The sequence below is a fragment of the Legionella stuttgartensis genome, from assembly GCF_977063405.2.
Window position 1 is genome coordinate 64,113 of sequence record NZ_CDRUHA020000060.1, and the last position, 15,209, is coordinate 79,321.

Consider the following 15,209-nt stretch of genomic DNA (forward strand, 5'->3'; position numbering starts at 1 on the left):
GGTATAAATTGGTGGGCCCACTAGGACTTGAACCTAGGACCAACGGATTATGAGTCCGCTGCTCTGACCAACTGAGCTATGGGCCCGGAGAGGGGGTCATTTTAAACTTAATTTGCTTAATGTTCTAGTTTTTTTTGTGATTTTTTTAAAGCATTTTCCTCTCCCGTTAGGGAGAGGGGAGGGAAGGGTAAAGAGGTCACAAATCCTTTTTATCCTTCCTCTAATTTGGATAACTAGCCTTCATCGCCTTCAAGGAAGCTTCTCAGCTTTTCTGAACGAGATGGGTGGCGTAGCTTGCGGAGCGCTTTGGCTTCGATCTGACGAATCCGCTCGCGGGTTACGTCAAATTGCTTGCCCACTTCTTCCAGTGTATGGTCGGTATTCATTTCAATACCAAAACGCATGCGGAGTACTTTGGCTTCTCTTGGCGTTAACGTTTCCAAGATTTCTAAAGTTGCTTCGCGAAGCCCTTCGGCGGTTGCCATGTCGATTGGCGACTCGATGTTATTGTCTTCAATGAAGTCACCTAAGTGCGAATCGTCATCATCACCAACAGGGGTTTCCATGGAAATAGGTTCTTTGGCAATTTTTAAGACTTTACGAATCTTGTCTTCGCTTAATTCCATTTTTTCAGCTAATTCTTCAGGTGTGGCTTCGCGGCCAGTTTCCTGCAGGATTTGTCTGGAAATACGGTTAAGCTTGTTAATCGTTTCGATCATGTGTACCGGAATACGTATGGTACGTGCCTGATCGGCAATCGAACGAGTAATTGCCTGTCTAATCCACCAGGTAGCATAGGTTGAGAATTTGTAACCGCGACGGTATTCAAATTTATCTACGGCTTTCATCAGACCGATGTTACCTTCCTGAATTAAATCAAGGAATTGTAAGCCACGGTTGGTGTATTTTTTCGCAATGGAAATTACCAAACGTAAGTTTGCTTCAACCATTTCTTTTTTGGCGCGTCGTGCTTTGGCTTCGCCAATCGACATTTTACGATTGATGTCTTTAATTTCACCAATTGTTAAACCGTATTCGAGTTCGAACGCGACCAATCGAGATTGGATACGCAAAATTTCCTCGGTATATTCCTCAATACGAACCATATCGAGTTTTTTACCGTGTTTGCTAACAATGCTATTGAGCCATTCCATGTCGGTTTCCTGACCTGGGAATGTATCAATAAATAGTTTTCGTGGAATACGCGCTTTTTCAATACAAAGACGCATAATACTGCGCTCAAACTCTCTAATGTGGTTACGCAGCTGTCGGAAATGACGTGTTAAGCGATCAACTTGTCTGGACGTGAGCTTGAGCTTTAAGAATGACTCAGACATAGCTTCTAAAGCTTTTTCGCTTTTAGCATGTTCTCTGCCAAATTCTTTTAAAGCAGCAGCGGCGATTTCATAAGTTGCACGTAAGTCATCAAAATAAATTTTAGCTTGCTCTGGGTTTGGACCATCATCAACTTCTCCCAAACCACCACCTTCGCCGTCTTCATCTTCTTCATCATCAGACAGCAGCAATTCACCCACTTGTTCTTCATCGAGCATAGAGCCAATGCTTGAAGCAGGAGCTATTTCATCTTCAACATCAGAGAAACCACTAATAATTTCATTGAGACGAATTTCTTGAGCATTGAAACGATCATAATCGTCAAGCACTAACTGTACAGTTTCTGGATAATGAGCCAAAGACTTAAGGACTTGATAAATACCTTCTTCGATGCGCTTCGCAATGCGGATTTCGCCTTCACGAGTCAACAGCTCGACTGTACCCATTTCACGCATGTACATACGAACTGGATCGGTAGTACGGCCAGTTTCTTTGTCGACAGAGGCGAGTACCATGGCGGCTTCTTCGATATCCGGTACTTCTTCTGTATTCAGCAGAAGTGCCAGTTCATCATCACCTGGTGGCAACTCAAATACTTTAATGTTCATGCCTTCCAGCATGCTGATAATAACATCAAAATGTTCTGTATCGACGATATTAGGCAGCAAGTCATTGATTTGACTGTAGGTCAAATAACCTTGCTCCTTGCCTAGGCTGATGACTTTGGTTATCTGTGAGCTTTGCTGTTCTTGATCATTCGTGGTCATAGGCACTTCTCTAGGGACAATTGGATATTTTCCTAAAAAACAATGGAATCTACAGTATCTATAGCACTAATTGGATTTAGATTGCTTCTTTAGGATTACAAAACCTTACAATTATAAACCTTGAGACTGCAACATACCAGTAGTTTTTCATCGCTTTTTTCTGGGCCTCTTCTTTACAAGATTTTAGCACATTATGAATAATTGCAAGAGCTAGGGTAAATGCCAATTGCAAAGTAAAAAATTCTCTTATTCAAGCTATTTTCCAAATCAAACATGACGTTCTTTTAACATCTCTTGTAATTTTATTCGTTCTACTTCACTTAATCCCTGCTGACGTGATTTATTAATCAGCTGGCGAATGTTTAATTCCCGATTTTGTTTTTGCAAAAAGAGCATAATATCGATAAATTCTTTAACCAATTCTGGCTCGGGAACCAGATGATCCCACGCGGCGAGTTTGTTCATGGAGTCAAAATAAGGATGTTCACGCCATGATTCAATGAGGGTTGCTGTAGTTGCCTGTGGATTGGTTGCCAATTGCTGTAACACCTGCAATAGGATCTCATGTTCTTTTGAATCGAGAAGCTCAAGGTTGATTTTGGGTTTGATCTGAGCATAAATTTCTGGATGTTGGAGGAGCAAAGCCACCGCGATACGCATTGGCGTACGCGCAATAGTCATTGTCTGCTCCTGCTGAGGTGTTTTCGACTCCTCAGTAATCAACTGATTCAATCGATGCGTTTCGATATGAGTTAAACGTGCCAAATCTTCAATGAGCAATTGCTTGTATGAACCTTCATCCATTTTCTGTAAAAACGGTTTCGCCAAATTAATAAGCTGGGTTTTTCCTGCAGGTCGAAGCAGATTAAGGTCTTTGGCTAAGTTATCAAAAAGAAAACGATGTAATGGGGTTGCTTGCTTAATTCGATTTAAAAAATTCTCTTTTCCTTCCTGGCGGACCAAGCTATCCGGATCATGGCTATCTGGTAAAAACATAAAACTGGCATCAAGCCCCAAATTCAAATGCGGCAAGCTGCTTTCCAGCGCGCGCCATGCAGCTTGTCTTCCTGCATTATCCCCATCAAAACAAAAAATCAGTGATTTGGTGTGTTTGGAAAGTAGCTGAATATGGTAGGTGCTGGTTGCTGTGCCTAAAGTGGCTACGGCATTCATAATTCCATGTTGGGCTAAGGCAATCACATCCATATAGCCTTCAACCACAATAATGTACTCAATCGTTTTTTGCTGGCTTAGAATTTGATGCAAACCATACAATTCCCGGCTTTTTTGAAAAATCACGGTTTCCGGGGAGTTGAGGTACTTGGGTTTTTGCTCGTTGTCTAGGACGCGTCCGCCAAAACCTATAATGCGTCCATGGCGGTCATGAATGGGGAACATGATCCGGTTACGATACCGATCATAGATTTTTCCATCATCGTTTTTAATCAACATCCCCGTGGTTAGCAGTTCCCGTTGATTGCGAGGAAACGCTTTTTCGAGGTGATGCCAGCCCTCACTTGCAAAACCTAACTGATATAGCTTCGCAATTTCTCCGCTTAAACCTCTTCCTCGTAAATAATTAATGGCAGGTTGACCTTCATGTTTTAATTTTTTTTGATAATAAAGACTGACATCCGCTAAGAGTTTATATAGATCCAGGGAGGGATTATTTTTCTCGTTTTGTTTGTCTCTTGGGATGGTTAAACCCACGCGAGTTGCCAGGGTTTCAACTGCATCGACAAATCCCTGATTAAGGTAATTCATCACAAAGCTGATGGCATTGCCTGAGGCACCACAGCCAAAACAATGATAAAACTGTTTTTTAGCTACGACGTTAAAGGAAGGGGATTTTTCGTTATGAAAAGGACAGCAGGCAATATGACTGTTCCCTCGTTTTTTCAAGGGAACATAGCTGTCAATTAGTTCAACCAGATCCGTTCTATGGAGGAGATCATCAATGAATGGCTGCGGGATTAAGCCAGACATGTTGCTCCTTAGCTTAATTGAGCCTTAATCATGGCACTAACTTGAGCCATATCAGCCCGTCCTTGCAAGCTAGGTTTTAAGATCGCCATTACTTTACCCATGTCAGCCATTTTTTCAGCTCCGGTTGAAGCAATAGCGTCTTGAACCATTTGTTTAATTTCAGCTTCAGATAAAGGCTCTGGCAAGTATTTCTTAATGATGTCCAATTCAAATTGTTCTTGCGCCACCAAATCATCACGATTGGCTTTTTCGTATTGTGCTATAGACTCTTTGCGTTGTTTGCTCATTTTATCCAGAATCACCAACATACGCTCATTATCTACTTCAATACGCTCATCCACTTCGACTTGTTTTACTGCTGCAGTAATTAAACGAAGTGTGGATAAAAGCTCTTTATCCTTAGCTCGCATTGCATCTTTGACATCGTTATTAAGGCGTTCTTTAATTGTCATTTTTATTCCTTAAAATCTAATGAGCAGCTCGGCTCCTAAGTCTAGGAACGGCTATCTGGTTCATCTTGAACAAACCGAACCGTTCCTCAAGATTTTTATATACTTTGAAAAGCTAAAGGCCACTAAATACGACATCATAATCATAATTATTTGTGACTATGCGAAGTATATGTGGCCTTAGTAAAAAATACAGGACAGAAAATCCTATTTACGTCGGCGTTTTCCGCCTTGTTGTTTTGCTGTCATATCACGAGAAATTTTCTTCAGATGACGTTTTACCGCAGCTGCTTGTTTGCGCTTACGCTCAGCAGTTGGTTTTTCATAAAATTCACGACGGCGTAATTCGGTTAAAATACCGGCTTTTTCACAAGAGCGCTTGAAACGGCGCAATGCATATTCTGGATTTTCGCCTTCTTTGACGCGAACGGTAGGCATTAAACTAGTCCTCTGGTTATTTGATCTTAATAGGTGGGCAATTCTAGTGCTAGTTGAAGCACTCGTCAAGTTTTAAGTAGATAAATTTTGTTTTTAACCTATTAGATCACGTTCGAAAGCTACCGGATAGGGAGGTGTTTCGTCGATACAGTGCTTAAATCTGTGGTACAATTGCTGAATTTTTTTATCAGGCTCTTAATTTTATGTTGGTTTTAGGTATTGAATCCTCCTGTGATGAAACTGGGGTGGCAATTTACGATTCAGATGCTGGTTTATTAGCGCACGCTTTGCATTCGCAAATAGATACTCACCGTGTGCATGGCGGGGTAGTTCCTGAACTTGCTTCACGTGATCATATTAATTATTTGATTCCTTTGCTTGATAAAGTATTGCTACAAGCAGGTCTTGATAAAAAAGCACTGGATGGCGTTGCTTATACAGCTGGGCCGGGTTTAGTTGGTGCATTATTAGTGGGATCCTGTTTTGCTAAAAGTTTAGCTTATGCATTACAAATCCCTGCTTTAGCTATTCATCATTTGGAAGCACATCTTTTAGCAGCAAAAATGGAAACTCCTTCGCTCGAATTTCCCTTTATTGCACTTTTGGTATCCGGCGGTCATTGCCAATTGGTTGAAGTTAAAGATCTGGGGGACTATCGTATCCTCGGTGATACTTTAGACGATGCTGTGGGCGAAGCGTTTGATAAAACTGCTAAGTTAATGGGAATACCTTACCCAGGAGGCCCAGTACTTGCCGCCTTAGCGGATCAATGTGAATCAACCCCTTATCGATTCCCGCGTCCAATGACGGACAGGCCTGGTCTTGATTTTAGCTTCAGTGGTTTAAAAACATTTGCATTAAACACCTGGAATCAAAGTGCTAAAGATGAGCGTGCATGTGCTGAGATTGCTAAAGCATTTCAGCAAGCAGTCGTCGATACGTTAATGATTAAATGCAAACGAGCCATACAGGAATCGGGGTGCAAACGATTGGTGGTAGCGGGAGGAGTTGGTGCAAATAAAGCCTTACGCTTGGGCTTGCGTGAATGGATTGAGAGTATTGGTGGAATGATTTATTTTCCAGCTTTAGAATATTGTACGGACAATGGAGCGATGATTGCTTATGCTGGATGTTTACGGATGATGCGTGGAGAAAAAGATTCAGGTATGGGGGTGGAAGTTAAAGCAAGATGGCCTTTAGCTTAATTTTTTGTTCTGGTATCAAATGCAAAAGATTCATTTAATACCAGGTATTAATTGCACGAAAGCAACCGCCAATAGAGATTTAATAAGAACAGAAAGAACAGCCTTGGTTCTCAACATTCTCTTCCTCGTCGTCTCGACCTTTTGATAAATCTCTAATTTTGCTGCCATCCATATGAAATAGCTTTTTTGCAGCATCAATGAATTTTGCCAACAAACCTCTAGTGTCTAACAGCTCTTTTGCTCGCGCACTTCCATAATTAATTCCGCAATGTGTAACAGTTGGTTGGGCTGTTAGTTTGCCTTCATTGTCTGTTAAATCGACATCTATAGTCATCAACGCTTGATAAACGTATGGTTTTTCCCCCTTTGGGTCATCTGGATAAATTTTTAATATCTCTTTCCCATTAACTACCACTAAAGCCTCTTGAGTTACTACTTCTTGTAGAATAAAGCCCTTTTCTGTTGTAAGGAAATTGAGTGCTCTTTTTTGCCAAACAGGGGAGGATAGATTATTTGGGCTGGGATCTAGTGCCGGGGCAAATATGCGGGCTTCCCCTTGATGTTGCTCACGGCTGCAGAAAAATTTTTGTCCTATAACTCCTTTTTTATTAAGCTCATTGAACGCTTGGTCTGCAGCTGCAGTGGCTGGACTTAGCCCGCCTTGGCCCAATAGCAGCTTTAATTGAATAAGAGCATCATCTTGCTGATTTTCAGGCATACGGAAAAGAAGATGAGTCTTTAAAAAATTGCTTAATTCTTCCTGTTCACAGAAATAACGCCCATCGCTATATTTTGCAAATTTTCCTTCGTTTTTGAGTAGCTGCTCTAAACTCATGCCATCGATGGTTATGGAGGCGCGCTCTGTAAATCTAGCCGATAGTTGTGGATTTACAGGTCTCTTTTTTATATATTCGATCTCATGAAAAGGACTTGCTGTTGTGGTATCAAAAGAATAATACGTTTTACCCTCTCTCTTTTCGAACACATAGTTATGATCTTTATACCCCATTATTTTCCCCCAAAATTCGAACTTAATGGACTTATTATATACAGTTGAAATATTAATGTACATCCTGGGAGGTGGTTTAAGGTTCTTTTAAGGGAGTAAATGTTCTATATGGGTATGGCATTCATACCCATAGGGTGTCGGTTCAATCATTTGCTGAAAAAAGACAACTTTTGTAGGTTAAATCCAACTAAAGCCGTTGTAATTACCAAAGAACGAACTCCGCTAGACAATGGAGTTTTTATTCTTCTTTTTCTTTCTTTGCTTTAGATTTTACGGGTGCAGATTTTTTAGCTGCTTTGGTTTTCTTTTCGGGTTCTTCAGTCTTTTTAGGCGTTGCTTTTTTTGCTTTAGGTTTAGTCACCACGGTTTCAGTGATGATGACTTCTTCTACTTCAATTACTGTTTCTGTGGGTATGGTTTCAGTTTTAGCCGGGGTAACAGCATGCTCCGTTTTGCCTTCCATCATGCTATCGAGAACATCATCTTTCAATTTTATTTTAGGTTCTTTCTTATCAATAAGACGAATAATATTCTCTTTATGTTTGTAAAGGATTAAGAGCGCCATAATGAAGATGGGTGGAAAAATATCTAGGCGTTGAATCAGCAGCAGGGAATAAAATGGGGCAAAACCAATTGCGGTGATGGATGCTAAAGAGGAGTACCGTGAAAACTTGGCGACGGCCAACCAGGTTGCTGCAACTAAAACACCAACAAGAAACTGGAAGCCCAAGAGTGCCCCAATAGCTGTTGCAACTCCTTTTCCTCCTTTGAATTCAAAGAAAACAGGGTACATATGGCCAATAACCGCGGCTAGAGCGGTAAATCCTATTGTTATTGGATCAGCACCTAAGATTTTGGCAATGAGTACGGGAATCGTACCTTTGAGGAGATCGGCAGCCATAACCAAGGCCGCATATTGCTTTCCTGCAATGCGTAATACATTTGTAGCCCCGGGATTTTTTGAACCCTCTGTCCGTGGATCTGGCAAAGAGCAAGCGCTGCAGACAATAACCGCAGAACAGATAGATCCCATTAAATATGCAAGAACTACCAAAAATATGAATAACATCACCGATTGCTCCTTATCCGGAAAGTAACTTATTATTAATTAATCTTTATTGGCTAGCAAGTAGTTGCACCTAACTCAACTTTTTGAACTGGAATAAACAGGTCTTATTCTACAGTTTATACTTATAAATATAGCGCTTGTAAGTCATTGGTGTAACGTCTGCCAAAAGCAGTGACTTGCCAATGAGTATCCGTGAGCGTGATGAGCTTTTTCTGTTCGGCTATTTTGAGCTTGGGGAGTAAATCATTCAATGCTAACCCCGTAGTTTGGGTAAAGAGTTCTAAGGGGATGGCTTGTTCTAAACGGGTAGTGTTGAGCATAAATTCAAACAGAAGATCTTGGGCCGTTACGGTTTCCATACTTGCCAAAAAAGGTTTATCTGAGGCGAGATATTCTTTAGGTTGACGATGCTTACGTGTTCTTTGGATTCCTTTTGGGGTTGTGATTTTGCCATGAGCTCCAGCGCCTATACCTAAATAATCGCCAAAGAGCCAGTAATTCAAGTTATGCCGAGCTTGTCGCGCAGATTGAGCAAATGCAGAAATTTCATAGCGCTCAAAACCAGATTCTTTAAGTAAAGCGAGTCCTTCTTCTTCCAAGCACCATGCTTCATCTTCAGAAGGTAATGGAGGTTTTTCTTTGTAAAATACCGTATTTGGTTCTATGGTTAATTGGTACCAAGACAAATGTTCTGGTTGATGAGCAATCGCCGCCCGTAAATCTTCGATTCCTTGGGCCACGCTTTGCTTGGGTAAACCGTGCATAATGTCCAGATTGAGATTGTTAAAGCCGGCATTTCGTGCGGATTCGATAGCTCGATGCGCTTGTTGTGCATCATGAATACGACCCAAAGTATTTAAATGTTCGGGATTGAAGCTTTGAATACCTAAGGATAGTCGATTAATCCCAATTTGTCGGTATTCAGTAAATCGTTGTTGCTCTACAGTGCCTGGGTTGGCTTCCATAGTGATTTCAATATCCTGCGCAAAGGATAAAAGCCGTCTTAATTCGGTAAATAATGTATCGTATGCTTGCGCGGAAAACAAACTTGGAGTGCCTCCGCCAATGAAAATGGAACAAATCTCACGTGCTTCAAAGTGCTGCAAATCAGTTTTTAAGTCAGCAAGAAGCGCTTGAACATAATTTTGTTCTGGTAAACTCTCAGGACTTTTATGAGAATTAAAGTCGCAATAAGGGCACTTGCGAATGCACCATGGAATATGAATGTACAACGATAAAGGGATCATTACTCTTTTTAAGACTGGCTTGTTTGGGAATGCAATAGTATCATGTTGCAAGTTTTCTAACAAAAAATGTAATCATGCAAGTTGCTTTCTTTCCTGCTTTGCGAGAGAGAATTTGTGCTGATTACCTGAAAAATAAGAGGAAATCACATGGCAAATAAAAGAGTTAGAGTTGCTGTTACTGGAGCAGCTGGACAAATTGGTTATGCATTATTGTTTCGGATCGCTTCTGGACAAATGTTTGGTGCAAACACTGAAGTAGAATTAAATTTACTTGAGCTTGAAGCAGCACTGCCTTCTCTAGAAGGGGTTGCGATGGAGCTGGATGATTGTGCCTTTCCTTTATTGAAGCGTGTGGTTTGTACCTCAGATCTGAATAAGGCAATGGACGGAGTGAATTGGGCATTGTTGGTTGGCTCTGTTCCTCGCAAACAAGGTATGGAGCGTTCTGACTTATTGCAAATTAATGGTGGTATATTCACCAAACAAGGTCGAGCAATTAATGACAATGCAAGCGATGATGTGCGTGTCTTTGTGGTAGGAAATCCATGCAATACAAACTGCTTGATCGCCATGAATAACGCGAAAGATATCCCAAATGATCGTTTTTATGCTATGACCAGTTTGGATGAATTAAGAGCGCGTAGCCAATTGGCTAAAAAAGCAGGTGTGGACATTACCGCAATCACTGAAATGACCATTTGGGGTAACCATTCTTCTACCCAATATCCTGATTTTTATAATGCGAAAATTAATGGAGTTTCTGCTGCTAAAGTGATTGATGAGTCTTGGTTAAAAGACACATTTGTTTCTACTGTACAACAACGTGGCGCTGCAGTAATTAAAGCGCGTGGCTCTTCTTCTGCTGCCTCAGCTGCCAATGCCGTGATTACTGGTGTTAATCGTTTAGTGACTGATACTCCCGCTGGAGAGTCATTCTCTATGTGCCGTAGTTCTCAAGGCGAATATGGAGTCGATGAAGGGTTAATCTTCTCTTTCCCATGCCGACGTGAAAACGGAGAATTGAAGGTAGTTGAAGGCTTAACCTTTAATGATTACGGTCGTGACATGTTCCACAAAACTTTAGATGAGTTAAAGCAAGAGCACGATACAGTTAAGGATTTAGGCTTGTTGGATTAAGGATCGGTTCTTTCTATTAGTAATGCGACAACTCCTTTCTCTCCAAAGGAGTTTTGCTGGAAAAATTAGAACGGTAATTATCAAATTTCATATAGGTCATTTCAGAGACCTATATGTCATTCCCGCGAAGGCGGGAATCTATTCAAAAAATTTGGTATATGCCTGATTTTTGCGATGAATTCCCGCCTTCGCGGGAATGACATACTTAATAAAATTTCTCTATGGATAAAAAAGTCGTAAGATTGTAGCCTGGGTGAAGGCGCATCCGTAACCAGGGTTCTAATCACTTCATGCCGTGGGTCAGTCTGGCTCAATGTTATATTTCAAACCATTCTAGGTTTATACTCCTCGCTTTCTACAACAGAAGGATGCTCTGGGCGATTTTTATATTCATCACTTTGATATATTTGGAACAATTCTGAGCTATCTAAAACTTCTTTAGCTTTGGAATTACGTAAAAGCGTAGAAATAGAGCGCCCATTAGATAATATTCTATTTAATCTATCCACGAGCTGTTCTACCTGGACTAAAGGATCAGGGTGTTCCGGCAGCATATCAGGCAAGTATTTGATTATTGCCTCAGCTATTTGCTCATCAGTTAAGTAAAAAATTAAGCGTGTACCGGAAATTTGGACGAATTTATCTTTGGATTCCATAATCAAATGTGCTAAAAATTCTGGCTCTTTTTGTAAATGGGTAATGAGTCTTTGACTAAACCCAAGTTCATCTCGGTGAGCAATTAATTTGGTATGTAAGCCCGATTCATTCTGAGCGTGAATTTTTTCGTACATCGCATCTAACCACGGGACAAACTCAACATCTGCTTGCGTGTCGTTAAATTGGAATCTTTGCGACTTTTTAGGATGATCAAGATACCTATCCCAGTTTATCGCTGGCATTTCATGTTGTGCAGCCAGAGAATCAATTGAACTTTTTATAGGGCCAAAATTAATACGCCACTTTTCCAAATGGTGTAATGTTGCGCCTAATGCTTTTACCAGCTCAACAAATGTTGCTTTTTCATCAGGCTGATAGCGTTCAATAGCATCCTTTAGTTGCTGGATTTCAGGATAAGTATATTTTCCGTTTCTCATCGGTATCAAATGAAACACGGATTTAACGGCTTCAATCAGAGTAGAAAAAGGGTCATCCATATTCATCCTCAGCAGGAGCAGGCCCTTCTATAAAGGTAGTTTATAAAAAAAGAAAATGCCAAGCTTTTTTACATATTGCCGGCAATAAAGGTTGTATTTGCAAAAAAAGATCTTAAAATCAACGATTTTTGGGTGCGGTGCAGCATTATTTGCGCTTTAATTTGACAACCTGCAAAACTGCGAAATACGCACGTTCCATGCGTCCTATCAGGTGATTGTTTAGATTAATTCTGATACAATAAGTCCTTTATTTTTTCTGAGGATGGTGGAGTATGCAGTCTTTAAAAATAAGCTGTATCATGATTATTGCCATAGTTTTATGGGCTTCAGCATACGTTGGAATACGCATTGGATTAGTTGGCTATTCGCCTGGAGCACTTGCTCTTTTACGCTTTACGGTCGCATCACTCTGTATGATGATCATCTACCACAGCCTGGGCATTAAAAAACGAGTACTATGGAAAGATCGTATTCAATTACTGCTTGCCGGCATGGCTGGTATAGGTATTTATAATATTTGTTTGAATTATGGTGAGTTGAGTGTCTCTGCGGGCATTGCCAGTTTTGTTATGGGTTTAATGCCGGCAATGACCATTCTCTTATCACTGGTTTTTTTACGAGAGAAACTGGCGCGAGGTGTTTGGTTTGGAATTATAATCAGCCTATTGGGGTTGGCTTTATTGACGATTGGTGAGAACACAGAACCCGGAGTTCAACAGGGAATCATGGCGATTTTGGTTTCTGCATTGATGGGCGCGATTTTAACGATTATCCAAAAGCGATTCGTGAGTGTTTATCATCCTGTTGCGATTATTGCCTGGGTGATGTGGGGGGGAACTTTATTGTTATCTATATTTCTACCTGACATGCTGCAGCAAATTAGAATGGCTGAGGTACAAACTACAGCAGCGGTTGTTTATATGGGTATTTTCCCGGCCACACTTGCTTATTTAGCATGGGGCTATGTATTGAAATATTTATCGGCCTCTAATGCGTCCATCTCTTTATATGCTCTTCCCATCGTATCCACATTAATGGGATTTCTTTTGTTAAATGAACAACCTTCATTACTTTCTCTTGTGGGATGCAGCGTCACTTTATTAGGTGCTTTTATTGCCAACCGCTTTCAAATGCGTCTTTCTTTTGCTCAACAACGGCAACTGTCGAATTAATAAGTAGCCTGGGTGAAGGCATAGTCCCTAATCCGGGTTCTGACCCAATCCATACGCTTCATAACCCCAGACAATAAGTTTCTTATTTATTCTCTGTGAAAAGATTCGAACAGGGTTTATACTTTTGATTTTGATGTTTATTTGTGAGAATACTCATGGAATTGAGAATTGATAATACTCCCTTTAAATCCTTATTTCAGCCTTTAGATTTAGGTTTTACTCAATTAAAAAATCGATTGTTGATGGGGTCTATGCATACTGGTCTCGAAGAAGATAAAGAGAGTTTAAATCGTTTAGCACAATTTTATCGAGAAAGAGCACTTGGAGGAGTCGGACTTATTGCAACAGGTGGTTTTGCCCCGGATCGTGCTGGGCGTTTAGCTCCGTTTGCTGCAAAATTAACTAACAGCAAAGAGCAGAGTCGACATGAATTAATTACTCATACGGTACATGAGGCAGGCGGCAAAATTGTTCTGCAAGCTTTGCATGCAGGTCGTTATGGTTTTCATCCATTTATTGTTGCTCCCAGTGGCATTAAATCGCCTATTAGTCCTTTTAAGCCCTGGGTAATGAGTCAATATCGCATAAAAAAAACCATCAAACATTTTGCTCGCTGTGCGCGTCTTGCGCAAATGGCTGGTTATGATGGAATTGAGATTATGGGTAGCGAAGGATATCTAATTAATCAATTTATTGTCACGCATACCAATCAGCGTCAGGATGAATGGGGTGGAAGTTATACAAATCGTATTCGTTTTCCAATTGAAGTAGTGCGGAGTGTACGAGAAGCGGTCGGTGAAAAGTTTATTATCATTTTTCGTTTATCAATGCTGGATTTGATTGCTGATGGCAGCAATTGGGAAGAAGTAGTGATTCTTGCTAAGGCGATTGAAGAAGCAGGTGCTACCTTGATTAATACCGGTATTGGTTGGCATGAAGCGCGCATCCCAACGATTGCTACTATGGTACCTGCTGCAGCATTTACACCTCTAACCCAGCATTTGAAGCCTGAATTAAAAATTCCAGTGATTACTTCAAATCGTATTAATACACCTGAATTGGCCAATCAATTAATCGAGTCCGGGGTAGCCGATATGGTTTCTATGGCCAGGCCTTTTTTAGCAGATCCCTTATTTGCTGAAAAAGCCAAAATAGGCGAAAGCGAAGCGATTAATATATGTATTGCCTGTAATCAGGCATGCCTTGATCGGGTTTTTGTAAACAAAACGGCTTCCTGTTTGGTGAATCCACGTGCATGTAATGAAACGGAACTGATTTATGAGGTCACTGCACAACCCAAATCCATTGCGGTAGTGGGTTCTGGACCTGCCGGACTTGCTTTTGCAACGGTAGCTGCGGAGCGTGGGCATAAAGTCACCTTATTTGAAAAAAGCAATCAAATCGGTGGACAATTTAATCTGGCAAAAAAGATTCCAGGTAAAGAAATTTTTCAACAAACTTTGGATTATTTTAATTATCAATTGGAAAAATTTAAGGTAACTATTCTGCTAAATACCGAAGCAACGGCTGAGCTATTGCAAGAGTTTGATGAGGTTGTTTTAGCCAGTGGAATTAAACCAAGAGTTCCCGAGATCAAGGGCATTGACCATCCTAAAGTGGTGAGTTATATCGATGTGATTACTGGTAAGAAAGAAGTAGGTCAACGGGTGGCTATTATTGGTGCAGGCGGAATTGGCTTTGATGTGGCTGAATTTTTAACTCATGAGCATCCAGTTCCAAAGGATCAGTTTTATAACGAGTGGGGTATTGATATTCATGGAGAATACCGTGGTGGCATTAAACCTCCCCAAGTAACTCCCAGCCCACGTGAAGTTTATTTGTTGCAACGTAAAAAGGAAAAAATGGGCCAACGCCTGGGTAAAACAACAGGTTGGATTCATCGTTTAAGCCTGAAACATAAGCAGGTCAAAATGATTTCTGGTGTACACTATGATGCGATTGATGATGAAGGCTTGCATATGAACATCAATGAAAAATCACAGATTCTACCAGTGGATACAGTGGTTATATGTGCTGGACAAATCGAATTTGCTGAATTGTATACCCCTCTGAAAGAAGCAGGAAAACTTGTGCATTTAGTGGGTGGAGCATATAAAGCCCTGGAGTTGGATGCCCGTCATGCAATTGATCAGGCCTGTCGTTTAGCGGCATTGATTTAATCTGACTTTCCCTGGGTGACGAGTAGTCGTAACCCAGGTTTTTTAGTTAATTCGTATTTAT

At 40.8% G+C, this 15,209-nt stretch carries 12 protein-coding genes and 1 tRNA gene; 4 read left to right on the forward strand and 9 right to left on the reverse strand.

Features of this window, described 5'->3' with window-relative positions:
* Positions 1–9: 9 nt before the first annotated feature.
* From ACWTEW_RS19630 to rpsU, 5 genes are all read right to left on the reverse strand, one after another.
* Positions 10–86: transfer RNA gene (locus ACWTEW_RS19630), tRNA-Ile, on the reverse strand.
* Between the two features lie 147 nt (positions 87–233).
* Positions 234–2,102 carry an RNA polymerase sigma factor RpoD gene (gene rpoD, locus ACWTEW_RS19635; RefSeq protein ID WP_454780199.1) on the reverse strand — a complete coding sequence of 623 codons (1,869 nt, stop codon included), beginning with the start codon at positions 2,100–2,102 and terminating at the stop codon, positions 234–236.
* A gap of 267 nt (positions 2,103–2,369) precedes the next feature.
* Positions 2,370–4,088, reverse strand: coding sequence for a DNA primase (dnaG, locus tag ACWTEW_RS19640; protein WP_454780200.1), 1,719 nt, complete (start codon positions 4,086–4,088; stop codon positions 2,370–2,372).
* An 8-nt stretch (positions 4,089–4,096) separates the two neighbouring features.
* Positions 4,097–4,540, reverse strand: a complete 444-nt coding sequence (locus tag ACWTEW_RS19645; RefSeq protein WP_454780201.1) for a GatB/YqeY domain-containing protein — start codon at positions 4,538–4,540, stop codon at positions 4,097–4,099.
* A gap of 204 nt (positions 4,541–4,744) precedes the next feature.
* Positions 4,745–4,975 (reverse strand): 30S ribosomal protein S21, encoded by a 231-nt coding sequence (gene rpsU / locus ACWTEW_RS19650; RefSeq protein WP_010652681.1) that lies wholly within the window; start codon positions 4,973–4,975, stop codon positions 4,745–4,747.
* Positions 4,976–5,178: 203 nt separating this feature from the next.
* Between rpsU and tsaD the strand changes: the two genes are divergently transcribed.
* On the forward strand, positions 5,179–6,180 hold the full coding sequence (gene tsaD / locus ACWTEW_RS19655) for a tRNA (adenosine(37)-N6)-threonylcarbamoyltransferase complex transferase subunit TsaD (protein WP_454780202.1): 1,002 nt from the start codon (positions 5,179–5,181) through the stop codon (positions 6,178–6,180).
* 79 nt (positions 6,181–6,259) lie between these two features.
* Here tsaD and ACWTEW_RS19660 read toward each other — a convergent pair whose 3' ends face one another.
* From ACWTEW_RS19660 to hemW, 3 genes are all read right to left on the reverse strand, one after another.
* Positions 6,260–7,189: a hypothetical protein gene (locus ACWTEW_RS19660; RefSeq protein ID WP_454780203.1), complete on the reverse strand. Its 930-nt coding sequence runs from the start codon at positions 7,187–7,189 to the stop codon at positions 6,260–6,262.
* 238 nt (positions 7,190–7,427) lie between these two features.
* On the reverse strand, positions 7,428–8,261 hold the full coding sequence (gene plsY / locus ACWTEW_RS19665; protein ID WP_454780204.1) for a glycerol-3-phosphate 1-O-acyltransferase PlsY: 834 nt from the start codon (positions 8,259–8,261) through the stop codon (positions 7,428–7,430).
* A gap of 119 nt (positions 8,262–8,380) precedes the next feature.
* Positions 8,381–9,505: a radical SAM family heme chaperone HemW gene (gene hemW / locus ACWTEW_RS19670; protein ID WP_454780205.1), complete on the reverse strand. Its 1,125-nt coding sequence runs from the start codon at positions 9,503–9,505 to the stop codon at positions 8,381–8,383.
* A 147-nt stretch (positions 9,506–9,652) separates the two neighbouring features.
* Here hemW and ACWTEW_RS19675 point away from each other — a divergent pair, with 147 nt between their 5' ends.
* Complete coding sequence (locus tag ACWTEW_RS19675) at positions 9,653–10,642, forward strand: malate dehydrogenase (RefSeq protein WP_454780206.1); 990 nt, start codon at positions 9,653–9,655, stop codon at positions 10,640–10,642.
* A 323-nt stretch (positions 10,643–10,965) separates the two neighbouring features.
* Here the strand turns inward: ACWTEW_RS19675 and ACWTEW_RS19680 are convergent, their stop codons facing one another.
* Positions 10,966–11,796 (reverse strand): hypothetical protein, encoded by an 831-nt coding sequence (locus ACWTEW_RS19680; protein WP_454780207.1) that lies wholly within the window; start codon positions 11,794–11,796, stop codon positions 10,966–10,968.
* A gap of 272 nt (positions 11,797–12,068) precedes the next feature.
* Here ACWTEW_RS19680 and ACWTEW_RS19685 point away from each other — a divergent pair, with 272 nt between their 5' ends.
* Positions 12,069–12,968, forward strand: a complete 900-nt coding sequence (locus tag ACWTEW_RS19685) for a DMT family transporter (RefSeq protein WP_454780208.1) — start codon at positions 12,069–12,071, stop codon at positions 12,966–12,968.
* Between the two features lie 155 nt (positions 12,969–13,123).
* Complete coding sequence (locus ACWTEW_RS19690) at positions 13,124–15,148, forward strand: oxidoreductase (RefSeq protein ID WP_454780209.1); 2,025 nt, start codon at positions 13,124–13,126, stop codon at positions 15,146–15,148.
* The last annotated feature ends 61 nt before the right edge of the window (positions 15,149–15,209 follow it).